At 70.6% G+C, this 26,157-nt stretch carries 21 protein-coding genes and 3 pseudogenes; 5 read left to right on the forward strand and 19 right to left on the reverse strand.

Annotated elements, in window-relative coordinates; translation table 11 throughout:
- Positions 1-74 precede the first annotated feature (74 nt).
- Entirely contained in the window at positions 75-764 is a 690-nt protein-coding gene (locus HCA58_RS16310; RefSeq protein ID WP_169598697.1) for a metal-dependent transcriptional regulator, read from the forward strand.
- 16 nt (positions 765-780) lie between these two features.
- Here the strand turns inward: HCA58_RS16310 and HCA58_RS16315 are convergent, their stop codons facing one another.
- The 3 genes from HCA58_RS16315 to nrdR form a co-directional block, all read right to left on the reverse strand.
- Positions 781-1,020, reverse strand: coding sequence for a DUF5522 domain-containing protein (locus tag HCA58_RS16315; RefSeq protein ID WP_169598698.1), 240 nt, complete (start codon positions 1,018-1,020; stop codon positions 781-783).
- A 421-nt stretch (positions 1,021-1,441) separates the two neighbouring features.
- Positions 1,442-4,321, reverse strand: coding sequence for a vitamin B12-dependent ribonucleotide reductase (locus HCA58_RS16320; protein WP_169598699.1), 2,880 nt, complete (start codon positions 4,319-4,321; stop codon positions 1,442-1,444).
- A 65-nt stretch (positions 4,322-4,386) separates the two neighbouring features.
- Positions 4,387-4,875, reverse strand: a complete 489-nt coding sequence (gene nrdR / locus HCA58_RS16325) for a transcriptional regulator NrdR (protein ID WP_169598700.1) — start codon at positions 4,873-4,875, stop codon at positions 4,387-4,389.
- A 549-nt stretch (positions 4,876-5,424) separates the two neighbouring features.
- On the opposite strand from nrdR, the gene lexA reads away from it, so the two are divergent.
- Positions 5,425-6,207, forward strand: coding sequence for a transcriptional repressor LexA (gene lexA, locus HCA58_RS16330; protein ID WP_169598701.1), 783 nt, complete (start codon positions 5,425-5,427; stop codon positions 6,205-6,207).
- 42 nt (positions 6,208-6,249) lie between these two features.
- Here lexA and HCA58_RS16335 read toward each other — a convergent pair whose 3' ends face one another.
- Positions 6,250-7,956, reverse strand: a complete 1,707-nt coding sequence (locus HCA58_RS16335) for a hypothetical protein (protein ID WP_169598702.1) — start codon at positions 7,954-7,956, stop codon at positions 6,250-6,252.
- Between the two features lie 63 nt (positions 7,957-8,019).
- Positions 8,020-9,468 (reverse strand): GTPase HflX, encoded by a 1,449-nt coding sequence (gene hflX, locus HCA58_RS16340; protein ID WP_169598703.1) that lies wholly within the window; start codon positions 9,466-9,468, stop codon positions 8,020-8,022.
- 175 nt (positions 9,469-9,643) lie between these two features.
- On the opposite strand from hflX, the gene HCA58_RS16345 reads away from it, so the two are divergent.
- Positions 9,644-11,116, forward strand: a complete 1,473-nt coding sequence (locus HCA58_RS16345) for an NAD-dependent malic enzyme (RefSeq protein WP_169598704.1) — start codon at positions 9,644-9,646, stop codon at positions 11,114-11,116.
- A gap of 137 nt (positions 11,117-11,253) precedes the next feature.
- On the opposite strand, the gene dapF is transcribed toward HCA58_RS16345, so the two are convergent.
- The 11 genes and pseudogenes from dapF to HCA58_RS16385 all read right to left on the reverse strand — a co-directional run bounded on the left by dapF (position 11,254) and on the right by HCA58_RS16385 (position 20,777).
- Positions 11,254-12,090 (reverse strand): diaminopimelate epimerase, encoded by an 837-nt coding sequence (dapF, locus tag HCA58_RS16350; RefSeq protein WP_169598705.1) that lies wholly within the window; start codon positions 12,088-12,090, stop codon positions 11,254-11,256.
- Positions 12,091-12,097: 7 nt separating this feature from the next.
- Complete coding sequence (gene miaA, locus HCA58_RS16355; protein WP_169598706.1) at positions 12,098-13,015, reverse strand: tRNA (adenosine(37)-N6)-dimethylallyltransferase MiaA; 918 nt, start codon at positions 13,013-13,015, stop codon at positions 12,098-12,100.
- Positions 13,012-13,725, reverse strand: coding sequence for a class III extradiol dioxygenase subunit B-like domain-containing protein (locus HCA58_RS16360; RefSeq protein WP_346776014.1), 714 nt, complete (start codon positions 13,723-13,725; stop codon positions 13,012-13,014). The genes miaA and HCA58_RS16360 overlap by 4 nt, the downstream gene beginning before the upstream one ends.
- Positions 13,717-14,400: pseudogene (locus tag HCA58_RS23600) on the reverse strand (regulatory protein RecX); the annotation flags it as partial. The gene HCA58_RS16360 and the pseudogene HCA58_RS23600, both read right to left, overlap by 9 nt.
- A gap of 9 nt (positions 14,401-14,409) precedes the next feature.
- Positions 14,410-15,036, reverse strand: coding sequence for a hypothetical protein (locus HCA58_RS23900; RefSeq protein WP_346776015.1), 627 nt, complete (start codon positions 15,034-15,036; stop codon positions 14,410-14,412).
- A 45-nt stretch (positions 15,037-15,081) separates the two neighbouring features.
- A pseudogene (locus tag HCA58_RS24075) lies at positions 15,082-15,942 on the reverse strand (recombinase RecA); the annotation flags it as partial.
- Positions 15,934-16,548 (reverse strand): annotated as a pseudogene (recA, locus tag HCA58_RS23910) (recombinase RecA); the annotation flags it as partial. The pseudogenes HCA58_RS24075 and recA, both read right to left, overlap by 9 nt.
- Positions 16,549-16,733: 185 nt before the next feature.
- Positions 16,734-16,934: a DUF3046 domain-containing protein gene (locus tag HCA58_RS16370; RefSeq protein WP_169598708.1), complete on the reverse strand. Its 201-nt coding sequence runs from the start codon at positions 16,932-16,934 to the stop codon at positions 16,734-16,736.
- Positions 16,935-16,938: 4 nt separating this feature from the next.
- A complete protein-coding gene (locus HCA58_RS16375; protein ID WP_169598709.1) occupies positions 16,939-18,342 on the reverse strand; it encodes an MFS transporter in 1,404 nt (467 codons plus the stop codon).
- Positions 18,343-18,438: 96 nt separating this feature from the next.
- Entirely contained in the window at positions 18,439-19,140 is a 702-nt protein-coding gene (locus tag HCA58_RS16380; protein WP_169598710.1) for a UdgX family uracil-DNA binding protein, read from the reverse strand.
- Positions 19,141-19,436: 296 nt separating this feature from the next.
- Entirely contained in the window at positions 19,437-20,777 is a 1,341-nt protein-coding gene (locus HCA58_RS16385) for an aminotransferase class I/II-fold pyridoxal phosphate-dependent enzyme (RefSeq protein WP_169598711.1), read from the reverse strand.
- A 34-nt stretch (positions 20,778-20,811) separates the two neighbouring features.
- On the opposite strand from HCA58_RS16385, the gene HCA58_RS16390 reads away from it, so the two are divergent.
- Together HCA58_RS16390 and leuE are read left to right on the forward strand one after the other, a co-directional pair.
- Positions 20,812-22,056 (forward strand): bifunctional pyridoxamine 5'-phosphate oxidase family protein/GNAT family N-acetyltransferase, encoded by a 1,245-nt coding sequence (locus HCA58_RS16390; protein WP_169598712.1) that lies wholly within the window; start codon positions 20,812-20,814, stop codon positions 22,054-22,056.
- Positions 22,053-22,715: a leucine efflux protein LeuE gene (leuE, locus tag HCA58_RS16395; RefSeq protein ID WP_169598713.1), complete on the forward strand. Its 663-nt coding sequence runs from the start codon at positions 22,053-22,055 to the stop codon at positions 22,713-22,715. The genes HCA58_RS16390 and leuE overlap by 4 nt, the downstream gene beginning before the upstream one ends.
- A 24-nt stretch (positions 22,716-22,739) precedes the next feature.
- On the opposite strand, the gene HCA58_RS16400 is transcribed toward leuE, so the two are convergent.
- Genes HCA58_RS16400 through HCA58_RS16410 form a run of 3 tightly spaced genes read right to left on the reverse strand, consistent with a single transcriptional unit; the run spans position 22,740 to position 26,095 of the window.
- Complete coding sequence (locus tag HCA58_RS16400; protein WP_169598714.1) at positions 22,740-23,669, reverse strand: sporulation protein; 930 nt, start codon at positions 23,667-23,669, stop codon at positions 22,740-22,742.
- Positions 23,670-23,678: 9 nt separating this feature from the next.
- Positions 23,679-24,746, reverse strand: a complete 1,068-nt coding sequence (locus HCA58_RS16405; RefSeq protein WP_169598715.1) for a hemolysin family protein — start codon at positions 24,744-24,746, stop codon at positions 23,679-23,681.
- Positions 24,743-26,095, reverse strand: coding sequence for a hemolysin family protein (locus tag HCA58_RS16410; RefSeq protein WP_169598716.1), 1,353 nt, complete (start codon positions 26,093-26,095; stop codon positions 24,743-24,745). The genes HCA58_RS16405 and HCA58_RS16410 overlap by 4 nt, the downstream gene beginning before the upstream one ends.
- Positions 26,096-26,157: the final 62 nt, after the last annotated feature.

Consider the following 26,157-nt stretch of genomic DNA (forward strand, 5'->3'; position numbering starts at 1 on the left):
ACATGCCCGAGGGTTCGGCGACGGACTCCGGGATCCGGGAGGGTACCATCGACGTCTGGAGGGCCGCTGACACCATGAAGTCTCACGACCTGGTCGATACGACCGAAATGTACCTGCGCACGATCCTCGAACTCGAGGAAGAGGGCGTGCCTCCACTGCGCGCCCGCATCGCCGAGCGTCTGCACCAGAGCGGTCCCACGGTCAGTCAGACCGTAGCCCGGATGGAACGCGACGGCCTGCTCACTGTCGAAGGTGACCGGCACCTCAGCCTCACCGAGCAGGGGCGCAGCACCGCCGTCTCGGTGATGCGCAAGCACCGGCTCGCCGAGCTACTGCTCGTCAACGTGATCGGCATGCCCTACGAGGAGGCCCACGAGGAGGCCTGTCGCTGGGAGCACGTGATGAGCGACGCGGTGGAGAAGCGGGTCTACGACCTGCTGAACCGTCCGACTCGGTCGCCGTACGGCAACCCGATTCCGGGCCTGGACGACTGGGGCTCACCCGGTCAGCCCGAACCCGAGGCCACCGACATCGAACGCAATCTGGCCTTCCCGGGTCTGACCGGAACGGTCATCGTCCGGCGAATCTGCGAGAGCGTGCAGACCGACGCGGAGGTGCTCCGACAACTACACGCCGCTGGTGTCGACCCGGGCGCCAAGGTGACGGTGGCGCAGGAGCGGGATGCCGTCTCGATCGACCGTTCCGGCGAGAGTGTCCGACTGCCCCGCGAAATCGCCTCCCGGGTTTTCGTCGCCGCCGCCTGAGCACGACGCCACCGCGTCAGTCCACGTACGGACAGTGTCGGCAGCCTCGGCCGCAGCATGTGCCGCGCCGGGCCAGGAACCCGGCCGTGAGGACGAACAGCTCGGTCTCCGGGTCGAGGTAGCCGGCGTCGCCTGCAGCCAGGGCTGCGGCATGCTCGGTGAGGATGTGCTGTCGCCGAGGATGATCAAACGGCAACCGGGTCGGATGCGGCTCGGTCAACGGCCGTGCCGCCAGGGGTCGTCGTTCTCCGCTCATCAGCGTCAGTCTAGGTTTCACCAGGCGGCGCACCGTACGCCGGTCACCTACACCCGCCGGGCCTGCCGCACCGACCATGTGCCGGCGATCCGGGCCGACCTGCTGCGCCGGCTGGGCCACGACACCGAACGCGCTTGCCTCGCCATCGGTCGCGACGAGCCCGGCGCACCCTGACGACGTCCGGGCCGTCGCCAACTGTTGGAACGCGATGAGACCACGCTCGTCACCACCGCCAAGGTAGAAGAACCTCCGGTGTGGAAACGGAACAGGGCGCCCGTGCGTGAACCCCCGGTGGAACGGAAACGGAAGGACTTCGCAGACTTCCGCCAGCGCGGCCGTGACCACGCCTTCCGGCGGTTGGGAGCAAGGGGAACAGCGAGCCCCGGGCGGCGATCCGCCCGGGGCTCGTCGCGTACCCGGATCAGCTGCAGCCACTCGTGGAGCCGCAGCCCTCACAGACGTAGCAGCTGCCGGCCGGACGCATCTTAGTACCGCAGGTGAAGCAGAGCGGTGCGTCGGCGGCCTTGCCGATCACGGCCTCCAGCAGTTCGGTGCTGGAACCGACCGGCGGTGCCGGCTTCACAGCGGCGATGTCGGCGAGTTCCTGGGCCGGCTGGGCGACCGGGCCGGCCTTCGGCTCCTCCGGCTTGGCCTCCACCGGGGCGGAGGCGGCCATCGCGGTGAGGTCCGCACCGCTTGCCTCCGCCTCCGCCTCGGCGGCGAGCTGGGCGGCCCGCTCCTTCGCGGTGAAGATGCCCAACTCGGTGCGGCGCTCGTACGGCAGGAAGTCCAATGCCAGGCGACGGAAGATGTAGTCCATCACCGAGGCGGCCATTCGCACGTCCGGGTCGTCGGTCATACCGGCCGGCTCGAAACGCATGTTCGTGAACTTGCTGACGTAGGTCTCCAGCGGCACGCCGTACTGCAAGCCGATCGAGATGGCCACCGAGAAGGCGTCCATCACCCCGGCCAGGGTAGACCCCTGCTTCGACATCTTGAGGAAAACTTCACCGAGCCCGTCGTCCGGGTACGACGAGGCGGTGAGGTAGCCCTCGGCCCCACCTACCGAGAAGGAGATGGTCTCCGACGGGCGCTTCTTCGGCAGCCGCTTGCGCACCGGGCGGTACTCGACGACCTTCTCCACCACCGGTTCGACCGCGGTGACCGGCGGCTCCAGCTCGGCGGCCTTCTTCTTCGCCGCCGACAGTGGCTGGCCGACCTTGCAGTTGTCCCGGTAGATCGCCAGCGCCTTGAGACCGAGCTTCCAGCCCTCGAAGTAGATCTTTTCGACGTCGGCGACGGTGGCCTGCTCCGGCATGTTGACCGTCTTGGAGATCGCGCCGGAGATGAACGGCTGAACGGCCGCCATCATCCGCACGTGGCCCATCGGTGCGATGGAACGCTCGCCCATGGCACAGTCGAAGACCGGGTAGTGCTCCGGCTTGAGGCCGGGAGCGTCCACCACGTGCCCCTGGTCGGCGATGTGCTCGACGATCGCCTCCACCTGTTCCTCCGGGTACCCGAGGGAGCGAAGGGCGCGCGGCACGGTCTGGTTGACGATCTGCATCGAGCCGCCGCCGACCAGCTTCTTGAACTTGACCAGCGCCAGGTCCGGCTCCACGCCGGTAGTGTCGCAGTCCATCATCAAGCCGATGGTGCCGGTCGGCGCGAGCACACTGGCCTGGGAGTTCCGCCAGCCGTTCTTGTCGCCGACCTTGTTGCCGAGGGTCCACTGCTTCGTGGCCTCACGGACCAGCGCGGTGGCCACCGTGCCGGACGGCTTGATCTCGTCGTTCGCGGCGGCGTGCTTGCGCATCACCCGCTTGTGCGGCTCTGCGTTGCGGGCGTAGCCGTCGTACGCACCGACGATGCCGGCCAGCTCCGCCGAGCGGCGGTACGCCGTGCCGGTCATCAGCGAGGTGATCGCCGCCGACAGCGAACGGCCCTGGTCCGAGTCGTACGGCAGGCCGGAGGCCATCAGCAGGGCACCCAGGTTGGCGTACCCGATGCCGAGCTGCCGGTACGCCCGGGTGGTTTCGCCGATCTTCTCGGTCGGGAAGTCGGCGAAGCAGATCGAGATGTCCATCGCGGTGATGACCAGCTCGACGCTCTTGACGAACTTCTCCACCTCGAAGCCGCCGTCGGCGCGGAGGAACTTCATCAGGTTCAGCGAGGCCAGGTTGCACGACGAGTTGTCCAGGTGCAGGTACTCCGAGCACGGGTTCGACGCGGTGATCCGGCCGGTCTCCGGGCAGGTGTGCCAGTCGTTGATGGTGTCGTCGTACTGCAGGCCCGGGTCGGCGCACTCCCAGGCGGCCTGGGAGATCGTCCGGAACAGCTTCTTGGCGTCGACCGTGTCGATGACCGCGCCGTCCAGCCGGCCGCGCAGGTCGAAGGCGCCACCGTTCTCCACCGCCGACATGAACTCGTCGGAGACCCGGACCGAGTTGTTGGCGTTCTGGTACTGCACGCTGACGATGTCGGAGCCACCGAGGTCCATGTCGAACCCGGCGTCGCGCAACGCACGGATCTTGTCTTCCTCGCGCGCCTTGGTGACCACGAACTCCTCGATGTCCGGGTGGTCGACGTCGAGGATGACCATCTTGGCCGCGCGTCGGGTGGCACCACCGGACTTGATGGTGCCGGCGCTGGCGTCGGCACCGCGCATGAAGCTGACCGGGCCGGAGGCGGTGCCGCCGGACGACAGCAACTCCCGGGAGGCACGGATCCGGGACAGGTTGACCCCGGAACCGGAACCGCCCTTGAAGATGAGCCCCTCCTCTTTGTACCAGTCGAGGATGGAATCCATCGAATCATCCACAGCAAGGATGAAACACGCTGACACCTGCTGGGGTGAGGGCGTGCCGACGTTGAACCACACCGGGGAGTTGAAGCTGAACACCTGGTGCACCAGCATCCAGGTCAGTTCGTGCGCGAAGACCTCGGCGTCGGCCGGGGAGGCGAAGTAGCCGTACTCCTCACCGGCCGTGCGGTAGGTGGTCACCACTCGGTCGATCAACTGCTTCAGCGACCACTCGCGTTCCGGGGTCCCCACCGCTCCCCGGAAGTACTTGGTGGTCACGATGTTGGCCGCGTTGACGCTCCAACTCTCCGGGTACTCCACGCCCCGCTGCTCGAAGTTGATCGAACCGTCCCGCCAGTTCGTCATCACGACGTCGCGGCGTTCCCAGGTGACCTCGTCGTACGGGTGCACTCCCGGGGTCGTCCAGACCCGCTCGACCTTGAGCCCCGCGCCCGCCTTGCTTCGTGACCTGCTTGTTGTCACACCGTCCCCCGGCATCTCATCCGCCCCCTCGTCCGCGCGGGTCCGCCGCGCGATCCGACCGTCACTGACACTGCTGAAAGTCACTGTTCGCCGGCCGGCTCGGCGCCGGCAGCCTCACGGGCACGCGCGGCGGCCCGGAGCGTTTCGATCTCGTGCTCGAAGTCGGCAAGCGAGTCGAACGACCGGTAGACGCTTGCGAACCGCAGGTAGGCGACCTCGTCCAGGTCCCGCAGCGGACCCAGGATGGCCAGCCCCACCTCGTTGCTGGGGATCTCGGCGGCCCCCTTGGCCCGCACGGTCTCCTCGACCCGCTGCGCCAGCAGTGCGATCGAGTCCTCGTCGACCGGCCGGCCCTGGCACGCCTTGCGCACCCCGCCGATGATCTTCGTCCGGCTGAACGGCTCGGTCACGCCGCTGCGCTTGACCACGGCGAGCACCGCCTCCTCGACGGTGGTGAACCGCTTGCCGCATTCAAGGCAGGCCCGCCGCCGCCGGATCAGCTGGCCGTCGTCGGCCTCCCGCGAGTCGACCACCCGCGAGTCGGCGTGCCGGCAGTACGGACACCGCATCGCCCGACCTCCTCGATCGCAGGCCCACCCACCGTCCCTCCGGGCACGCCTCGATGGGCCGAAGTCCTTCCGGCAGGATGAACCCCGACTCGGCGATACGGGAGTGCGGTCGGTAGTTGAACCCAACCTGTGGGCTACTTGCACCCTTGTGACTACTACATCTAGGGGTCGACCGTAGGCCGCCAACGATCCGGGGTCAAGTTGACGGGCGCGCCCGGCGCGCCGCCCGGACCTCGACCGCACCGCCGACTCCCCGCAACCGGAGAACCAACGCGAACCCGGCCACACCGGTTACCACCCCACCCGACACGAGCATCGACGACCCCCCTCACCCTCGAACACCAGTACTATTTATCAGTCGGAAGTGAGTGGGTGCGGCATATCCGGGATCAACACGCGGACGAAGATCGTACAGATGTTTGAAAAAGGCCGATCTCACCTATACGGTCATGAACAACCGGGGGCGACCATGGTCCACCCGCCGGCCAGCAAATCACCGCGCGCACCACGAGCCGCCGAGGCACCCGGCGCCGACCAGGGAGGACGGACGTGACCGAGGACCGGGCCAACCGGCCACAGAGCCCGCAGCAGAGCATCGAGACGGGCCCCCCGGCCACCCGACGCCGGGGTGTCACCCGCGCCCGCTCCGGTCAGCCGGCCGTGCGTCAGGTGACCCCGGTGGCCAGCAACTTCCCCGACCCGGCGACGGTCGACCTCACCGCCCGGCAACGACGCATCCTGGACTTCATCCGCACCTGGGTGGAACGCCACGGCTACCCGCCCAGCGTGCGGGAGATCGGCGAGGCGGTCGGCTTGGTCTCCCCGTCCAGCGTCGCCTACCAGCTGAAGGAGCTGGAGAAGAAGGGCTTCCTCCGGCGCGACCCGAACCGGCCCCGGGCAGTCGACGTACGCTCCCCGAACGACGTCGACGACGAGTTGAGCCGATCCCAGCGCCCCGCACCGGCCTACGTCCCGATGCTCGGTCGCATCGCCGCAGGTGGACCGATCCTCGCCGAGCAGTCGATGGAGGACGTCTTCCCGCTGCCCCGCGAACTGGTCGGCGAGGGCGAAGTCTTCATGCTCCAGGTCAAGGGCGACTCGATGCTCGACGCGGCGATCTGCGACGGCGACTGGGTGGTGGTCAGGCAACAACCGACAGCGGACTCCGGTGAGATCGTCGCTGCCATGCTCGACGGCGAGGCGACAGTGAAGACCTACCGGCACCGGGACGGTCACGTCTGGCTGATGCCGCAGAACCCGGCCTTCGACCCGATTCCCGGTGACAACGCCACCATCATGGGCCGGGTGGTCGCGGTACTACGTCGAATCTGACTCCGCGCCCGGTCCCGGCCCGAGGCCACCACCGGGCGTCGGTCAGTACCTGTCGCCCCGGTAGCCGTAATGGCCGCCACGCACCTGACCGTACGAGTCACCGCCGTCCTCCCGGTACCGGCCGGAACGTCCCCGATGGTCGGGTTCGGCCGGGCCACCGCGTCGCGGTGGCTCCGCGCGCCCTCCGGCACCGGGCTGCCCGCCGCCACGCGCCCCTCCACCGCCGTAGACACCGCCCGGGCGTCCACCGCCACCCGGCGCTCGACCACTGCCCGGACGCCCACCGTAAACAGGGGCGCCCTCACCACCGGACCGGCCACCGCCGCCGCCATAGACTCCATCGCCCTGACCCGGGCGGGCAGCGCCGGAAGCAGCCGGGCGGGCACCACCACCGGCGGCAGCCGGGCGGGCACCACCGCCGTAAACTCCGCCGGTACGCGCACCACCACCGGGCCGCTCAGCGGCCGGCGCACCACCGTAGACACCACCCGCCGCGCCGCCGTACACCCCGCCCCGGTTCTGGGGCGAGCCCGTTCCGTCGTCCTTACCCTTGGCGGAATCGGCGTCACCGCGACTCCTGCCGACCGGAGCCGGATGCTTGCGGGCGCGCAGGATACCGAAGATGCCCGCGCCGACGAGCACCGCTCCGAGCACCCCGACCGCCGCGATCAGGTACATGATGTCGGTCGGGGTCAGCCCGTCGAGAAGCGACCCACCGGCCTCCTCTGCCGCATCGGGATCGTCGGCCAGTTCCTTCGGCCCCTCGGTGGAGGGGGTGTAGCTGAGAATGTTGACCGGATCGTCGTCGTCCAGGTGACCGGCGTCGGAGACGGTCAGGAAGGTCTTACCGTCGGTCGAGTAGGCGATCGCCTCACCGAACGGATCCGCAAGAGCGGTGACGCGGGGCGTGCCCGTGGTCAGGGCGGCGACGACGTCGCCGTTGGAAACGTCGTACTCGAAAGCGTCGGCGTACGTGCGCAGGACCACCCGTGCTCCGTCAAGTGACCGGGCCGCACCGGTGATCGCTACCCGTCCGAAGGTGCTCAGCGGGTTCTCGGTGTCCGTCCTCGGCAGCTCGACGTCGCCGAGCTTCCGCATCGGCACGGGCGCGGTGTCGCCGGTCTTCAGCGGGCCGTCCGGGGCGAAGAGCTCGGCCTTGCCGGCGGTGACCTTCGTGATGATCACTGGCAACGCGTCGTCGCCGACCAGCAGCGCCTCGGCGTCACGCGGCTTGCCGTCCGGGTACGACAACCGGTGCAGCTTCGGCTGACTTCCACCGCCGATCGGCATGCTCCAGACCGCCACCCGCTCACGGCGCTCCCGACTGGTCACGTTGTCGCCGGTGTCGGCGATCCACAAAGTCTCACCGTCCGGTGAGACAGCGAGGTCCTCGGTGTCGAACGGCCCCGCCCCGGAGTAGGCGACCTCGCGGACGACCTGGCAGTCCTTGTTCAGGTAGAAGACCCGCTTGCGGTCGTCCTGTTGGGTGCTGTCGTTGACGACGATGTAGCCGTTCTTCGTCACCACCAGGCCGGACAGTTCACGCAGCCGCGAGTCGGTGACCGAGCACTGCTTCTTGCCCGCCGCCGTCACCGGCGGCCCCGCCAGAGCGGCACCAGCCACCGCCAGCGCGGGAGACGCTGCGCTGGCGGGTGTCGAGCCGGGTGCGGCGAGGGCGGCACCGGTGACCGCCACGGTGGCCCCGATCAGGCCGAACGAAACCGTGACGGAGGAAACAGTGCGGAGCATGAAAGAAGTGTCGCATGCCGCAGGTTTCAGTCGGGTCACGCGGCGGCCCGGCCCCGCGGCCGATCACCGGGTGCTGCCGGCCACCTGCGCCGTGTCGTCGTACGGGAGCAGTTCGGCGGCCAGCGCCTCGTTCACCCGTACGTGCAGCATCGTCCCCTCTGGCAGGTGTGCGGTGCTGAGCACCTCGCCCTGCCGGTGCAGCCGGGCCACCAGGTCGCCCCGGTCGTACGGCAGCACCACCCGAACCTCGATGGCCGGACGGGGCAGCCGCCGTTCGATCGCCTCGCGGAGATCGTCGATGCCCCGGCCGCTGCGTGCCGAGACGAACACGGCCTCGGGCCAGAGCCGCTTGAGCCGCAGCAGGTTCTCCTCGTCGGCGGCGTCGGTCTTGTTGACCACCAACAGCTCGGGCAGTCGATCGCCGCCGACCTCGCCCAGCACCTCGCGGACGGCCCTGACCTGCTCCTCCGGATCCGGGTGTGCGCCGTCGACGACGTGCACGACCAGATCCGCCTCGGCGACCTCCTCGATCGTCGACCGGAACGCCTCGACGATCTGGTGCGGCAGGTGCCGGACGAAGCCCACCGTGTCGCTGAGGGTGTAGTCCCGCCCGTCGGAGGTGGTGGACCGGCGCGTGGTCGGATCGAGCGTGGCGAACAGCGCGTCCTCCACCAGCACGCCCGCCCCGGTCAGGCGATTCAACAGGCTCGACTTACCGGCGTTCGTGTAACCGGCGATCGCCACCGCGGGCACGGCGTTGCGGGTACGGCGGGCGCGCTTGGTCTCGCGTACCGTCCGCATGGCTTTGATCTCCCGGCGGAGCCGGGCGATGCGGTGCCGGATCCGCCGTCTGTCGGTCTCCAGCTTGGTCTCACCGGGGCCTCGGACGCCGACGCCACCGCCAGCGCCCCCACCCCGGCCCGATCCACCGGTCTGCCGGGACAGCGTCTCACCCCAGCCACGCAGCCGGGGCAGGAGGTATTCGAGCTGGGCCAACTCGACCTGGGCCCGCCCCTCCTTGCTCTTGGCGTGCTGGGCGAAGATGTCGAGGATCAACGCAGTGCGGTCGACCACCTTGACCTTGGTGCGCTGCTCCAGGTTGCGCAGCTGGGACGGGGACAGTTCACCGTCACAGATCACCGTGTCGGCACCCGCGGACAACACCACCGAACCGAGGTCGTCGACCTTACCGCGACCGATGTAGGTAGCCGGGTCAGGCCGGTTGCGCCGCTGGATCAGCCCCTCAAGCACCTGCGAGCCGGCGGTCTCCGCCAGCGCCGCCAGCTCGGTGAGGGAGTTCTCCGCGTCCACCTGGGTGCCGTCGGTCCAGACGCCGACCAGAACGACCCGCTCCAGCCGGAGCTGTCGGTACTCGACCTCGGTGACGTCGGTCAGCTCGGTGGAGAGACCGGGGACCCGCCGCAGCGCCTGCCGTTCGGAGAGCTCGTACCCACCGGTGGTGGTGTCGAGGTCGTCGTCGGGGATGGGAACGTAGGTCTCCTGGTCTCGCAAGCGATCTCTCCTGTCCGTTCTGTGCGCGTACCAAGCAATCCTGACACGTGTCAACGTCGGCTGCACCTGCAATATGCCCACCTGTGGACCATCGGAGGCGGGGGCGGATGCCGGGTGCCGGCGGTGGGCGAGTAGAAATGCGGACGAGCCGTTCAGCGCCGACGGAGGGACCTGCGTGGCCACGACCCGACTGCCAAGTGCCGGATTTTCGATCACGATCCGGATCGCCGTGCCTGCCGATGCCTCCTCGATCGGCCGGCTCACCACATCGGTGGGTGAGGCCGGGGCGATCGTCACCGCGCTGGACGTGGTCGACTCCGACCCGACCAACGTGATCGTCGACCTGACCTGCGACACCGCCGACGCCGGTCACGCCGACCAGGTGGTCGACGCGCTCAGCGCGCTCGACGGTGTGGACGTGCGCAAAGTATCCGACCGCACCTTCCTGCTGCACCTCGGCGGCAAGATCGAGGTCAGTCCGAAGGTGGCCCTGCGCAACCGGGACGAGCTGTCGCGTGCGTACACCCCCGGGGTGGCCCGGGTCTGCCAGGCGATCGCCGACAATCCCGCCGACGCCCGGCGGCTGACCATCAAGCGCAACACGGTCGCGGTGGTGAGCGACGGCTCGGCCGTGCTCGGGTTGGGCAACCTCGGCCCCGCCGCGTCGTTGCCGGTGATGGAAGGCAAGGCGGCGCTGTTCAAGCGCTTCGGCGGGGTGGACGCCTGGCCGGTGGTGCTCGACACGCAGGACACCGACGAGATCGTCGCCATCGTCAAGGCGATCGCCCCCGCGTACGGCGGGATCAACCTGGAGGACATCGCAGCCCCGCGCTGCTTCGAGATCGAGGCGCGGTTGCGTGAGGCGCTGGACATCCCGGTCTTCCACGACGACCAGCACGGCACCGCCATCTGCGTGCTGGCCGCGCTCACCAACGCGCTGCGCGTCGTGGGCAAGCAACTCGCGGACGTACGGGTGGTGGTATCCGGAGCCGGCGCGGCGGGCACCGCGATCATGAAACTGCTGCTGCGCCAGGGCGTCGGCGACATCATCGCGTACGACCGGCAGGGCGCCCTGCACCGTGGGCAGACCGATCTCAACCCGGCCTGGCGGTGGCTGGCCGACAACACCAACCGGGACGGTTACTCCGGTGACCTGCCCGGTGCGCTGGCCGGCGCCGACGTCTTCATCGGGGTCAGCGCGCCGAACCTGCTCACCGGGGACGACATCGCCACCATGGCGAAGGACGCCATCGTGTTCGCGCTGGCGAACCCGGACCCGGAGGTCGACCCCCGGGAGGCGCGCAAGCACGCCGCGGTCGTCGCCACCGGCCGCTCCGACCAGCCGAACCAGATCAACAACGTGCTCGCCTTCCCCGGCGTCTTCCGCGGCATGCTCGACGCGCACGCCGAGGAGTTCACCGAGGAGATGGCGATCGCCGCCGCCCGGGCCATCGCGGACGTGGTAGGCGAGGACAAGATCAACCCGACGGTGATCGTGCCCAGCGTCTTCGACTCCCGAGTCGCTCCGGCGGTCGCCGCCGCCGTCCGCGCCGCCGCCCAGAACCCGACCACCACCCCACCCCCCGCCGCTGACCCCGGCCCGGCCGACCTCTCCGAGATCGCCGCCACCGCCTCCGCCACCCCCTGACGCGAGGAACCGCCTCCCACCCACCCCACCCACGCCACCTGCGTTGATCATGAGGTTAGCGGCAGATTGAAGATCGAAAACTGCCGCCAACCTCATGATCAACGAAGGTCGGGGTGCGGTGGGGTGGGGTTTGAGGGTCAGGTTGGGAGGGTGAGGGTGCCGGTGGCGATGAGGAGGGCCGGGCCGGAGAGCCAGCTGGAGTTCGGCGTTACGGTCACGGTTAGGCGGCCGCCGGGGACGTCCACGGCGACCGTTCCGGTCTCCTGGTCGGCGTCGCGTAGGGCCACCGCGGCGACGGCGCAGGCGCCGGTGCCGCAGGACAGGGTCTCGGCGGAGCCACGCTCGTAGACACGCATCAGGGCGTGCGCGTCGACGCCGGGCACCGGTCCACCGGTGGTGGTGAATTCGACGTTCACCCCGGCGGGGAAGACCGCCGGGTCGACGTCGGGGGCGCGGGTCAGGTCCAGTCCGGCCAGGTCTAGCCCGGCCGGCACCGGGCAGACCAGGTGCGGATTGCCGACGTCCACCGCCGTGCCGGGCAGGGTCAGTCCGCCGAGGGCGGCGGCGGAGGCGCCGTACAGCCGGGGTCGTTGCATCTCGACGGCGATGGCGTCGCCCTCGACCCGCGCCCGCACCACGCCGGCTCGGGTGGCCACCGGCAACGCGTCACCGGACGGTACGGCCAGCCCGTTCGCCAGCAGGTAGCGGACGAAGACCCGGGCGCCGTTGCCGCACATCTCGGCGAAGGAACCGTCGGAGTTCCAGTAGTCCATCAACCATTCGGCCTCGCCGGCCAGAGCGGCGCCGTCGGTGTGCTTCGCGGCGCGGACCACCCGCAGCACGCCGTCGCCGCCGAGGCCGCGCCGCCGGTCGCAGATCGCCGCCACCAGCTCGGGCGTCAGGTCGAGCGCGCCGTCCGGGTCGGGCAGGATCACGAAGTCGTTGCCGGTGCCGTGCCCCTTGGTGAACTCCACGCCTCCATCATCGCGCAGTCTCGCCGAGGATCCGCATCGCGGCCCCGACCAGCCCCGGGTCAGCCGAGTCGAGCCAGTGCACCCGAGGATCACGACGGAACCAGGAGCGCTGGCGGCGGACGAAGCGGCGCGTGGCCCGGACCGTCTCGTCGTGCGCCTCGGTCTCGGTCAGCTCGCCGCCGAGGAAACGCAGCACCTGCTGGTAGCCGAGCGCCCGGCTCGCGGTACGCCCCTGCGGCAGGCCGCGCTCGACCAGCCTGCGGGTCTCCGGGACCAGCCCGTCGGCCCACATCCGGTCCACCCGGACCGCGATCCGCTCGTCGAGCAGGGCGGTGTCCAGGTCCACGCCAATCTGCACCGCAGGGTAGTGGGGTGTCGGCTCGGGCAGCGCCGCGGTGAACGGCTTACCGGTCAGCTCGATCACCTCCAGTGCGCGCACGATGCGTCGGCCGTTGCCGGGCAGGATGCCGGCCGCCGCACCCGGGTCGGCCTCGCGCAGCCGCGCGTACAGCGGTGCCGGCCCGATCGCGGCGAGCTCGCCTTCCAGGCGTTGTCGCAGTGCCGGATCGGTGCCGGGAAACTCGAACTGTTCGAGCACCGCCCGCACGTAGAGCCCGGACCCACCGACCAGCAGCGGCACCCGGCCCCGGGCGAGGACGTCGTCGACCGCCGCCCGGGCCAGCCGCTGGTACTCCGCCACGCTGGCCGGCTCGGTCACCTCCCAGATGTCGAGCAGGTGGTGTGGCACACCGTCGCGTTCGGCGACGGTGAGCTTGGCGGTACCGATGTCCATGCCCCGGTACAGCTGCATCGAGTCGGCGTTGACCACCTCGCCGTCGAGCGCGTGCGCCAGCGCGATGCTCAGCGCCGACTTGCCGGCCGCTGTCGGCCCGACGACCGCGACCGCGGTGCCCGGGGCGGTCACGACCGCTCCCAGTTCGCCACGAGGTAGCCCACCCCGTAGGGCGCGGCGTGGTAGCCCAGTTCGCCGCGCCAGGGGCCGCCCGCCGCCCGCGCGGCACCGGCGAGCACCTGCCAGGGGGCCCGTCCCGCGACCTTGAGCTGCGTCGACAGGCCGGCGTCCAGGCCGAGCAGGGCGTCGCGGTCCGCGTCGGCCAGGGCCCGCGCGACAGTCCCGTCGTACGCCTCGGCGCGCGGATCGACGTGGCCGGGCGCCTTCTCCCCCCGGCAGGCCGAGCCGTCGCCCATCACCAGCAGCGCCCACGGCTGGGCCGAGCCGAGCCGCGCACCGAGATCGGCACAGGTCTCGACCGGTTCGTCGGCCCGGACCGTCGTCATCCGCCAGTGCGTGCCACGGGTCCTGGCCGCCGGTTGCCGGTCGAGCAGCCAGGCGCCGACCAGCAGGCCGAGTGGGAGGTGGTCGGTGCCTGCCAGCCCATCGGGGTGGTCGCCGAGGCGCACCTCCAGCGGCACACCCCATGGCGCGAAACTGCCCCGGAACGGGAAGTCGAGGTCGGCGCTGCAATCGCCGGCTCCGATCACCAGGACGGTCCGCGCTGCCGAGTCGAGCAGCCGGGAGACGGCGGCGTCGCAGGCGGTACGCAGGTCGTCCAGCTCGGACGCGGCGGCGCCGGCGATCTCGGGGACGAGCAGTGGCGGGTGGGGGTCCTTCACCGCCCGGATCGCGACACCGGCTGGATAGCCTTTGCGGGCCAGCATGCCGACCAGCCGCCGGAACACGGCGTCCGGCTCGCCACGGACGGTCCGCAGTTTCCGCTCCACCAGGGTGCGGGCGGTCTCCGCCTCGATGGTCTCGTCCAGCTCGTCCAACGCCTCGCTGGCCGTGTCGCCGTCCACGCCTCGCTGACGCAGCTCGTTGGCCAAAGCCCGACGGGCCAGACCCCGACCGGCGTGCCGGCTACTCACCCAGGCTCGGGCGAACGCGGCGTCGTCGACGATGCCGACCTCGTCGTACCGGTCGAGGATCTGGTTGGCGGTCTTCTCGGAGATTCCCCGCCGAGCCAACGCGGAGGCCAACTCGGCACGGGTACGTGGACGCACCGCGAGCTGTCGCAGACAGATCTCCCGGGCCACCTCTGCCTCGTCGCGAGAGGCTGATGCCGTGTCCGCGCGTGCCGAACCGCTGCCCTGTCGGGTGGAACCGGCACGACCCGGGGCGGCACCCCGGTTGAGGGAACTTGGCGCCGACTCGTCGGAGGCCGACGGGGCACCCGGTTCGAAGGGATCCCCGGCGACACGGCGGCCCCTGCGGGGACGTGGTGTGGCGTCACCCGTCCGGGGCGGGCTGGCATCCCAGCCCCGCCCCGAACGGGCACGTCGTCCTGCCACGACTCAGGATCAGAAGTCGACCGGCGGCAACTCCGGGCCGCCGGCGGCGTCGCCCGCGCCGACCCCGACGCCGAGCTTCTCCAGGATCTTCTTCTCGATCTCGGCGGCCACGTCCGGGTTCTCCCGGAGGAACTCGCGGGCCTTCTCCTTGCCCTGGCCCAGCTGGTCGCCCTCGTAGGTGTACCAGGCACCGGACTTGCGGATGATCGACTGCTCGACACCGACGTCGATCAAAGAGCCTTCGCGGGAAATGCCCTTTCCATACATTATGTCAAATTCGGCTTGTTTGAATGGAGACGCAACTTTGTTCTTCACGACCTTGACCCGGGTGCGGTTACCGACCACGTCGGTGCCGTCCTTCAGGCTCTCGATGCGCCGCACGTCGAGCCGGACCGAGGCGTAGAACTTCAACGCCCGACCGCCGGTGGTGGTCTCAGGGCTGTTGTGCACCATGACGCCGTCGACGAAGTAGTTGTGGTTGCCCTCAACCTCGATGTCGAACCGGTTCATCGAGCGGGTCTTCGGCTTGACCCGGACATCGATGACCCGTGCCGGCACCGGCATCAGCTCCGCCGCGACGAACTGCGGCTCGACGGCGCACTGGCCCCGGAAGCGCGGCAGCAGCTTGGCCTCCATCGCCGCCGGCACGTAGGGAGCGACCAACTCCTGGAACCTCGCCGACGACTCGGTGGTGAAGATGATCGACGCCGTCTGCCGGGCCCCCCGGGAGGCCAGCTTCACGTCCATCCCGTACGCGTCGCGCAGATGCTCCACCAGACGATCCCGGCTACCCTCCGCCATCGCCTCGACGCAGATCTCGATCCGGCCGGAACCGCCGGCCGGACGCTCCTGCAGGCCCTTGGAGCGGACGGTGAAGCAGCCGTCGTCCATGTACCACACCGCGAGCGCCAGAGGAGTCAGCGCCTTGAGGTAGTCCCAGCTGAAGTGCTTTTTGCCGTCACCCAGGTGGACCGCGCGGCGCAACTCGTCCAACTCCGGCAGCGGGGTGAAGTCGACGAAGGCAGCGCCCCGTGCGTCGGTACGCCGGGAGTGGCCGATGTTGCCCAGCAGCGAGACCTTCCAGTCGAGGTAGTCGACCTGCTGTGCGCCGTGGCCGAGGCGGAAGCGGACACCGGAGCGGTCCTGACGGTTCGGCGACAGGGCGCCATCGCCCATCAGCGAACCGAGCACGACCTGCCACTGCTGCTCACTGAGACGGCGTGACTCGGCGAGCATCACCCGGTCACCAGCGATCAGCTCACCCGCCTCCCGCCAGCCGCCCGGAGTGCGTACCAGGTGGTTGGCGGTGGCGGCGAACTGCGCCCGCCCGTTGCCACCCGACTTGGCGACGGTGAACTGGAGGAACTGCTCCGCCGGACCGTTGTTGAACCAGTTGGTGATCCGCTTCGGTTCCACCCGGTCGGTGTCCGGGTTGTAGGAGAGAACCTCGACGTCCATCCGCTGGTTGACGATCTTGCCGATCTTCTCCTGCGTGCCGTCGGCCAGGGTGACCCGGGTCGAGTACGACATGCATCCGAACATGACACCGATCTTCTCGCGGAGCTGGTTGATGAAGATCGCGGTGGTGCCGGTGTTGTTGAGCACGCCGGTGATCTTCCGCAGCGCCTGGCTCATCAGCCGGGCCTGGAGACCCACGTGACTGTCGCCCATCTCGCCCTCGATCTCGGCGCGCGGCACCAGCGCGGCGACCGAGTCGATCACGATGATGTCGATCGCGCCGGAGCGGACCAGCATGTCGGCGATCTCCAACGCCTGCTCGCCGGTGTCCGGTTGGGAGACCAGCAGGGCGTCGGTGTCGACACCGAGGGCCCTGGCGTACTCCGGGTCGAGCGCGTGCTCGGCGTCGATGAAGGCGGCGATGCCGCCGGCCCGCTGGGCGTTGGCCACCGCGTGCAGGGCGACCGTGGTCTTACCGCTGCTCTCCGGGCCGTAAACCTCGACGACCCGGCCACGGGGCAGACCACCCACGCCGAGCGCCACGTCGAGCGCGATCGAACCGGTCGGGATGACCGAGGTCTGGATGACCGGCCGCTCCCCCAGCCGCATCACCGAGCCCTTGCCGAACTGTTTGTCGATCTGAGCGAGAGCAAGGTCGAGCGCCTTCTCCCGGTCAGGTCCTGCCGCCATCGTTGCCACCCCTGCCTTCGCCGGCGTCTTTCCTGAGCTTCGCGTCACGCGGGACACGCTAGGCGCTGGGTCCGACAGAAAACCAGCCGACTGGCCGTGACCTGTGGACGAGCACCTCGCTGTGGACAATAGCCGAACAGGTGTACGACTCGACAGGAGACACGCGGAAGTAACGAATCGACTGCTCAGCGTAGCCGGGTGGGTACCCGGTCCGGATAGGCCGCGACCACCGCGCGCCACACCACGTGCGTCTCCACACCCGCCCTGAGGGCCTGCTCGATGGTCCGCCCGCCAAGCTCCGACAACACCTGGTCGCTGGCGATGCTTGCCGAGTACGCCGGACCGAACGCCTCGGCCAGGCGCGCCCAGAAGTCGGTCAACCGCACGTGATCAGTCCTCCCTGTCCGGTGCACCCGCCGGCACCGGACGCAACGCTAACGCCAGCAGGGGCGTTACCGCGACTGCGGCGAGCAGGGTCAGCACCGGATAGCCGGCGAGTTGCATGACGAATCCGCTGAGCGCTCCCGCCGAGGCGCCGGCCAGACCCATGAACAGGTCGGACAGCCCCTGGGCGCTCGGGCGCACCTCGTCCGGTACCGACTCCGACAGCAGGGTGGAACCCGCGACCATGGTGGCCGACCAGCCGAGCCCCAACAGGATGAGCCCGACGGTGAGCCGGGGGGTGTGGTGCCCGGCGGTACCGGCGACCGCGCAGGCGGCCAGCAGCGTACCGACCCCGGCGAGGATGACCTGACGACGGCCGAACCGGTCGGCGAGCCAACCAACAACCGGCGCCAGCGCATACATGCCGGCGATGTGCAGGCTCAACACCAGCCCGACCACCGGCAGCACCTCGTCGACGGCATAGTGGTCCCGCAGGTGCACCGGGGTCATTGCCATCACCGCCACCATCACCAGGTGGCCCACGGCCACGGCGGCCACGCCGAGCCGGGCCGCCGGTCGGGCGCGTACCACCGCCCAGGCGGGGCGCATGCCCGCGCCCCGCTGGACCGACGGTGCCGGTGCCACCACCGGCTCGACCGCCGCCGGAACCCGGCCGGCCGGAGCGAGCGCGGATGCCGCCGGGGCCGGTTCGGGCGGGACCGGTGGTGGACCGGACAGGGCCGACCCGGCCCCGGCGGCGCGGACCGCCGCGATCCGGCGTGCGGTGAGCAGCGGGTCGGGCCGCAACCACAGCAGCAGTACGCCGGCGGCGAGCACGAACGCGACAGCGCTGAACGCGAACGGGCCGGACAACGCCGGCAGGCCCCATCCGCGAGTGGTGGTGTCGGCGAGCGCGGCGAAGTTCGGGGCGGTCACCGCGCCGATGGTGGTGGCCCAGACGATCAGCGACAGTTGCCGAGCGCGACGGTCCGGTGCGGCGAGGTCGACCGCGGTGTAGCGGGCCTGGAGGTTGGCTGCGGAACCGCCACCGAACAGGAGCATGCCGAGAAAGAGCAGCGGCACCGACCGGGTCGTCGCGGCGAACACGACAAGCGCTCCGCCCACCGCCCCGACCAGGTACGCGACGGCCAGGCCGGGGCGGCGGCCGTACCCGGTGATGATCCGGGTGACGGGCACGGCGAGCAGGGCGGCGCCGATCACGGCGGCGCTCTGCGCCAGGCCGGCCACGGCGGTGCCGGCGATCTCGGCGGCGAGCAGGGCGCCGACGGCGATGCCGATCGTCACCCCGATCCCGCCGACGATCTGGGTCGCGAAGAGCAGCCGCAGGGTACGCCGCTGAATGACTGCGACCTGCGGGTACGCCTGCCCGGTCGTCAGGTCGGTGGCCAACGGGACGCTCCTCGGTAAGGGGTGCCCATCTTCTCGTATCCGACCAGGGGCCGGCAGCCCGGTCCTTGGCACAGCCCCGGACCGCGACCGGCGGGGTCAGCCGGTGAGCACGCGGGCCGCGACCGTGAGGTCGGCGACCAGTCCGTCGTACGCGACGTCCTGGTTGTCGGCCCGGAGCACGGCGGACGGGTGGATGGTGGCCACCAGTCGGGCCGACGGCGCGTCGGCGGTGTGACCGGCACTGTCGACCGGTACCCGGTGGAAGTCCTCCGGGTGTTGGGCGGCGGCCGGCCAGGGCAGCAGTTCGCCGCGCCGACGGGTGACCCGGAACGTCGGGCCGAGCAGCGCCTTCGCGGCGGTCGCCCCGAGCACCACGATGACCTCCGGGGCCAGCTGGGCGAACTCGGCGACCAGCCAGGGCCGGCAGGCGGTGATGTGCACCTGGTCAGGGGTCTGGTGGACACGCCGTTTACCGCGCAGTTCGAAGCGGAAGTGCTTGACAGCGTTGGTGAGGTAGATTTCGGCCGGGTCGAGCCGTGCGTCGTCGACCGCCTTGCGGAGCAGCCGGCCCGCGGGGCCGACGAAGGGCAGCCCTTTCTGGTCCTCCATGTCGCCGGGCTGCTCACCGACGAAGACCACCCGGGCGCTGGCGTCGCCCCGGCCGAAGACGGTCTGCGAGGCGTCCTGGTACAGCTCGCAGCCCCGGCAGCCGGTGGCGGCGGCCCGCAGATCGTCGAGAGTGTCGGCGTGCGGCGGAATGAACCGCTGTGCGCCGGGCGCGGTGTCGGTGTCGGCCATGGCGACTGTTCTACCCGCTGCGGCGCGGCCACGCGAGCAGGAGCGCGGGTCGGTACCGACTTCCGTGTCCCGGTCCGAGCCCGAGTACCCCGCAAGCCGCAGCCCAGCCCTACGTGCCGGCCAGGTGCCGGCCAGGTGCCGGCCAGGTGCCGGCCCGACGTGCCGCAAATTGGCGTATCCACCCAGGCGGGAGGGCCCGAGATGCCGCAAGCTGTGCCGCCGGCCTCGGGCTGCGACGTCGGGACGTTGCCGCGGTGGCGTTGCCACCTCGGTGGCCGGGCCGGCGGGGACGGTGGTCAGGCGGTGAAGTGCGGCGACAGGGTGGGGTGGGCGGCGCGGACGACCGCGTCGGCGAGTGCCGGGATCTCCTCCTCGTGCAGGTCGCTGACGGTGACCCGCAGCCCCGGTGGTCCGGCGACCCGGTAGAGCGCGCCCGCATCTACCGCCCAGCCGGCGTCGCGCAGGGTGGTCAGCGCACTTGTCTCGTCGTCCACCGGCACCCAGACGTTGATCCCGCTGCGCCCGTGTGCGGGCAGGCCGCGGTCGGCGAGGGCGGCGACCAGGGCGCGACGCCGTCGTTCGTAGCTCTCCGCCGCCCGGTCGACCAGGGCGCTCACCTCCGGGTCCGCCCAGAGCGACAGCACCAGTCGTTGCAGCACGGTGGAGACCCAGCCGGCGCCGACCCGGACCCGACCGGCGACCCGCGCGACAGTGGTTTCGTCTCCGGCGAGCACGGCCAGGCGTAGGTCGGGGCCGAAGGGTTTGCTCACCGAACGGAGGAAGGCCCAGTGGGTGGTGGCCCCGGCGAGCGGGTGCAGGGGTACGCGGGCCAACTCGGCGGCGTGGTCGTCCTCGATCAGCAACACCTCGGGCCGGGCGGTGAGCAGGGCGCGCAGGTCGCCGGCCCGGTCAGCGCAGAGCGCCGCGCCGGTGGGATTCTGGGCCCGGCTGGTCACGATGAGCGCTCGTGCTCCGGCGGCCAGGGCGGCGGCGACCGCCACGACGACCGGCCCGTCGTCGTCGACGGGCACTCCGATCGGCCGTAGCCCGAGGGCGGCGAGCAGGTCCAGCAGGCTGGCCCAGCCCGGATCCTCCACCGCGACCGGGTCTCCGGGACGCAGGTGCGCGCCGAGCAGACGTTCGATGCCGTCGAGTGCGCCACTGGTGAGGGTCAGCCCGGGGGTCGGGACCCCGTCGGCAGCCAGCCGCGCCGCGGCCACCTCGGTCATCTCGGCGAGCACGCCGAGGTCGGAGTAGCTCACCGGGTCGCCGACGGCACCGGCGAGGGCGGCCAGGTGTCGCCCCAGCGGGGGCAGCAGTCGCCGGTCGGGTTCGCCTCGGGACAGGTCACGGAGCCCGGGTGCCGGAGGTGGGCGTAGCGCGGCACGGCGGGCGGCGACCGGCGGTCGGGGACGCACCCGGGTGCCGTGCCGGCCAGCGGTGACGATGAGTCCACGGCGACGTAGTTCGGCGTAGGCGCGGGAGACGGTGGCCGGGCTGACGGCGAGGTCGGCGGCGAGCGCGCGGACCGGCGGTAGGAGGTCGCCGGGGGCGAGGGCGGATTCGCGGATGCCGGACTCGATGCTCGCCGAGATCTCGACGGCTGACGCTCCGAGCACCTGATAGTGTGCTGACACAAAATAGAGATTGTACTAGAACAAAGGCGGAAGCATGTACCCGCAGACCACCCGAACCACCGCCAGTCGGTCCCGGGACCGGATGAGCTACGACCGCTCCGCCACCCACGCCGTGCTCGACGAGGCGTACCACTGCGCGCTCGGCTTCACCGTGGACGGCGAGCCCCGGATACTGCCCACGCTGCACGTCCGCATCGACGACACGCTCTACCTGCACGGCTCCACCGGCAGCCGGCCGCTGCTCGCCGCCCGCGCCGGCGGCCTGCCCGTCTGCGTCGCGGTCACCCTGCTCGACGGCCTCGTCTACGGCCGCTCCCAGTTCCACCACAGCGCCAACTACCGGTCGGTGGTCGCGCACGGCACCGCCCACCTGGTCACCGACCCGGACAAAAAAGCCGCCGTGCTGACCGCCCTGGTAGAGAAGGCCGCCACCGGCCGGGCGGCGGACAGCCGCCCGCCGAACCGGCGGGAGCTGGCCGAGACCGCCGTACTGGCCCTGCCGCTGACGGAGGTGTCGCTGCGTACCCGCACCGGCGCGGTACGCGACGACCCGGCCGATCTCGACCTGACACACTGGGCCGGGGTGCTGCCGCTGCGGCTGACCCCCGGCCCACCGGAGCCGGACCCCGGGGTCAGCACACCGCTACCGGCGTACCTGCGTCCGCAGCGTTCGCCCTGGCACGAACCGGTGACGCTGGGAGGCGCACACGTACTACTGGAACCGCTCGACGAGGCCCACACCGACGAGTTGTACGCCGCCACCGCCGACGCCGAGGTCTGGCAGCACCTCAGCCGACCGCTGCCGGACGGCCCCGAGCAGCTACGTGAGGTGATCGTCGCGGCCCTGGCCGAACAACACCGCCAGGAACGGGTCGTCTGGGCTCAGCGCTGCGTGTCCACCGGCGCGGTGATCGGCACCACCTCGTACTACGAGGTCGACCCCGAGCATCGGTCGGTGGCGATCGGGCACACCATGCTCGGCCGGCCGTGGTGGCGGACCGGGATCAACACCGAGGCGAAACTGCTGCTGCTCACCCGTGCCTTCGACGAACTCGACACGGTACGGGTGGTCTGGCACACCGACCTCCGCGACGAACGCTCGCAGCGGTCCCTGGAACGGCTCGGTGCCCGCCGGGAAGGCCTGCTCCGGATGCACCGGCAGCGACCGGACGGCTCGTGGCGGGACACCGTGCAGTTTTCGATGACCGTCGACGAGTGGCCGAACGCACAGGTCAGGCTGCGGGAAATGCTTCGCGTGGGCCCCGCCGCGGCCCGATGATGTCGGGCGTGCTGGGAATCACCGACATCTGGACGTACGTCCTGGGCACCGTGGCGATCGTGCTGCTGCCCGGCCCCAACTCACTGTTCGTCCTCTCCACCGCCGCCCGGCGTGGAGTCGGGACCGGTTATCGGGCGGCAAGCGGCGTCTGGGTCGGCGACGCGATCCTCATGTTCCTCTCCGCCGCCGGAGTGGCGTCGCTACTGAAGGCGTACCCGCCGATCTTCCTCCTGATCAAGTACGCCGGGGCCGCGTACCTGGGCTATGTGGGGTTGACCATGCTGCGTGGGGCGTGGCGGCGCTGGCGGGACCGCAACGACCCGGACATCCCGCGGTTGATCGACGCCGCCCAGCCTGCGGCGGAGCGCAGCCCGTTCCGTAAGGCGTTGGTGATCAGCCTGCTCAACCCGAAGGCGATCCTGTTCTTCGTGTCGTTCTTCATCCAGTTCGTCGACCCGACCTACCCCTGGCCGGCGCTGTCGTTCCTGCTGCTCGGTCTGATCGCCCAGGTGTCCAGCGCGCTCTACCTGACCGCGTTGATCTTCGCGGGCACCTTCCTGGCCGCCCAGTTCAGCCGACGCCGCCGGCTGGCGGCCGGTGCGACAAGCGCGGTCGGTGCCCTCTTCCTCGGCTTCGGCCTCAAGCTCGCACAGGGTTGAGGCGTTCGGGAGGGCGGCGCGACCTCAGATGCCGCCACTGCCGCCATCACCGCCGCCGATGCCCGTGCCGCCCGCGTCGCCACCAGGTTCGGGGCCGGATGGCAACGGTCGGTCCGGTGGGCGGCTGACGTGGGCAGACTCGGTGATGGTGGCTGACCAGTCGGCGGGTGCCGCCGCGGCGGCGTGCCGGTTGATGGCCTCGCGCAGCCAACCGTCCACGGTGTTCACCCAGTCACGCTGGTCGGCACCGACGTGCCAGATTCGGAACCGGCTGATACTGGTGTGGGTGATCCCGGCCAGCGCCAGCCGCCTGTCACACCAGAAGATCACCTCCAGGCCGGCGGAGTTGGCCACGAAGATGACCTCCAGTTCGGTGATCGGCCCGGCGTAGAGCGGACCGACCCAGAAACCCCACCGCTGCTGGAGGGGCAACGCCTGCTCGACGCCGGGCAGCCGGCCGTCGACCAGCCCGGACTGGCGGACGCTGAAGCCGAGCGTGTCCAGGGCGGCCAGGATGTGCTGCTGGGTCGGCAACGGATGGACGAAGACCGGCACCAGCGCACCCTGGTCGAGGCTGGCGTCGATCGCCACCTCGGTACGCAGACCCATCCGCAGACCGAGCAGCGGCACCCCGCCCAGCGTGGTGACCGGTGCCTCCCACGGCACCGGAAAGTCGAAGGGAATCGACCGGGCCCGCCCGGCCCGCAGCACCATTGCGCCCGCCACCGGTGCCTGATGGAACTGCACCAGCCGGCGGGGGGCCTGCGGATCGTCCGGCTCGACCGTACTGACCAGGCCGAGCCGGACATGCAGGACCGGTACGTCGGCGGGGCCGGCGATGAGGTTCACCCGCCCCGGCAGCCGTAGGCCGGGGCGGGTGCTCGGGTTGGCCAACGCGGTCTGCACGGTCAGGCCCGTCGCGCCCGATCCTGGTGACACCCCCGTCAGCCGCACCGCGTACCCCTATCTGAGCCGACGGACCGCGCGAGGAATCGAATCGGTCTCGTCGTCGAACTCCCCGATGACCTCCTCCAGCAGGTCTTCCAGGGCAACGAAACCGACCGGCCGGGTGGGTCCACCGCCGTTACGGACCAAGGCGAGTTGCGACCGCCGGGCCCGCATCACGGCCACCGCCTCGCTGACGGTGGCGCTGTCGGGGAGCGTGATGGCGTCGTTCATCAGGTCCGCCGCAGTGGCGTCGGGTCGGCCGGCGGTGGCCCGCACCGCCTCCCGTACGTGCACCAGACCGCACACGTCACCGACGTCGTCCAACACTGCCAGTCGTGACCGGCCACTGTCCCGGCTGACCTGCTCGATGCGGTCCGCCGTCTCATCCCGACCCACGGTCACCATCCGGTCGAACGGCTCCATCACCTGGGCGACCGTCGTGCCCTGCAACTCCAGCATGCTGGTGAGCAGTTCGTGCTGGGCGGCACCGAGCAGCCCGTGCTCCCGGGACTGCTCCAGCAGCATCCGCAGTTCGTCGGGGCCGTGCACCTGGGCCAACTGGTCCTGCGGGTTGACCTTCACCAACCGCAGCATGGCGTTGGCCACCGCGTTCAGCACCGACAGCACCGGGCGGGCCACCCGGGCGAAGGCCCGGAACGGCAGCGCCAGCAACAGCGCCGACCGCTCCGGATGGGTGATCGCCCAGGACTTCGGCGCCATCTCACCGACCACCAGATGCAGGAAGGTGACCAGGCTCAGCGCGAAGATCAACGCGATCACGTGGCTGGCGCCGTACGGCAGACCGACGGCGTGCAGCAGCGGACTGAGCAACCGTTCGATGGCCGGCTCGGCCAGTGCGCCGAGCCCCAGCGTGCACAGGGTGATGCCGAGCTGTGCACCGGCCAGCATCAGCGACAGCTCTCGTACACCGTCGAGCGCGGCACGGGCGGCTCGGGTACCGCTGGCCGCCGCCTGTTCCAGGCGGTACCGCTTACTCGCCACCAGAGCGAACTCGGCGGCCACGAAGAAGCCGTTGAGCGCCAGCAGGATCACCGAGGTGACCAGTGCGAATCCGGTGCTCATGCCGTCACCTCCGGCTGACCGTCGATGACCTGGAGGCGGACCGAGTCGGCCACGTGCCGGTCGACCGCGAGCACCTCGACCAGGGCACGCGGCGGTACCTGGCCGTTGTCGCCGTCGGCCGGCAGGCTGATCTCCAGCCGGTCACCGACCTCGGGCACCCGGCCCAGCTCCCGCATGACCAGACCGGAGAGGGTGTCGTACTCGGGCCCCTCGGGCAGCGCGATGCCGGTGCTGTCCGCTACCTCGTCGATGCGCCACCGGGCGGGCACCACCCAGGACCCGTCCTCCTGCCTCGTCGGGGCCCGCTCCGGCGGGTCGTCCTCGTCGCGGATCGGGCCGACCAGTTCCTCGGCGATGTCCTCGAGCGTGATGACACCCGCGAAGCCGCCGTACTCGTCGACCACGCAGGCGAGCTGCCGGTGCCCGGATCGGAGCCGGTCCAGGACGGTGGGCAGCGGTAACGTCTCCGGCACCAGCAGCGGCGGTACGGCGACCGCGCTGATCGGGGTGCTGGCCCGCTCGGCCGGTGGCACCTGCAGCACGTCGGCGATACCGATCACGCCGATCAGATCGTCGACGCCTTCCGCACCGCGTACCGGGAAGCGGGAACGGCCGGTGTCGAGCAACTCGACCACCCGGCTGACCGGTTCGTGTGCCCGCACCGTGTGCACGTCGACGCGCGGCACCATCGCCTCACCGGCGGTCAACTGCCGAAAGTCGAGACCCCGGTCGAGCAGTTCCGACATGTCGGCGTCGAGGTGCCCTTCCAGCCGGGACTCGGCGATGATCTGTTCCAGGTCCTCCGGGGTGGCGCCGCTTGGCAGTTCCTCGATGGGCTCGATGCCGACCCGCCGTAGCAGACGCACCGCCGACTTGTCGAAGAGCTTGATCAGCGGGCCGGCGACGGCCAGGTAGACGAGGGTGGAGCGGGCCAGTGCCCGGGCGACCGGTTCGGGCTGGGCGATGGCCAGGTTCTTGGGGGCCAGCTCACCCACGACCATCTGCACCACGGTGGCGATGACCAGGGCCAGCGCAACCGACAACGGCAGGCTGACACCGGGGGACACGCCGGCCACACCGAGCAACTCGGCCAGGCCCGCACCCAGGTAAGGCTCGGCGACGTACCCGACGAGCAGGGCGGTCACGGTGATGCCGAGCTGTGCACCGGAGAGCATGAACGACAGCCGTCCGGCGACCTCCAGGGCTCGTACGGACGCCTGGTCCCCCTCGGCGGCGAGTTGCTTCAGCTTACCGCGGTCGACCGCGACGTAGCCGAACTCCTGCGCGACGAAGTATCCCGTCGCGACGGTCAAGACAACGATCAGAAGAAGACCGACGAGGATCAACACGGGAGGTTCAGGGCTCCCGGGGTCATCGGTGCGTGTAGGTGCCGGGGCCTACCCGGCTGGCT

The sequence above is a fragment of the Micromonospora sp. HNM0581 genome, assembly GCF_012726175.1.
GTDB lineage: Bacteria > Actinomycetota > Actinomycetes > Mycobacteriales > Micromonosporaceae > Micromonospora.

Coding starts and splice junctions, on each gene's coding strand:
- nrdR (WP_169598700.1), bottom strand. CDS start 4,875: ATGCGGTGTCCGTACTGCCGGCACGCCGACTCGCGGGTGGTCGACTCG.
- HCA58_RS23900 (WP_346776015.1), bottom strand. CDS start 15,036: ATGGAGGCCAAGCTGCTGCCGCGCTTCCGGGGCCAGTGCGCCGTCGAG.
- HCA58_RS16310 (WP_169598697.1), top strand. CDS start 75: ATGAAGTCTCACGACCTGGTCGATACGACCGAAATGTACCTGCGCACG.
- HCA58_RS16405 (WP_169598715.1), bottom strand. CDS start 24,746: ATGAGCACCGGATTCGCACTGGTCACCTCGGTGATCCTGCTGGCGCTC.
- HCA58_RS16315 (WP_169598698.1), bottom strand. CDS start 1,020: ATGAGCGGAGAACGACGACCCCTGGCGGCACGGCCGTTGACCGAGCCG.
- HCA58_RS16390 (WP_169598712.1), top strand. CDS start 20,812: ATGTACCCGCAGACCACCCGAACCACCGCCAGTCGGTCCCGGGACCGG.
- HCA58_RS16335 (WP_169598702.1), bottom strand. CDS start 7,956: ATGCTCCGCACTGTTTCCTCCGTCACGGTTTCGTTCGGCCTGATCGGG.
- leuE (WP_169598713.1), top strand. CDS start 22,053: ATGATGTCGGGCGTGCTGGGAATCACCGACATCTGGACGTACGTCCTG.
- HCA58_RS16380 (WP_169598710.1), bottom strand. CDS start 19,140: ATGGCCGACACCGACACCGCGCCCGGCGCACAGCGGTTCATTCCGCCG.
- HCA58_RS16320 (WP_169598699.1), bottom strand. CDS start 4,321: ATGCCGGGGGACGGTGTGACAACAAGCAGGTCACGAAGCAAGGCGGGC.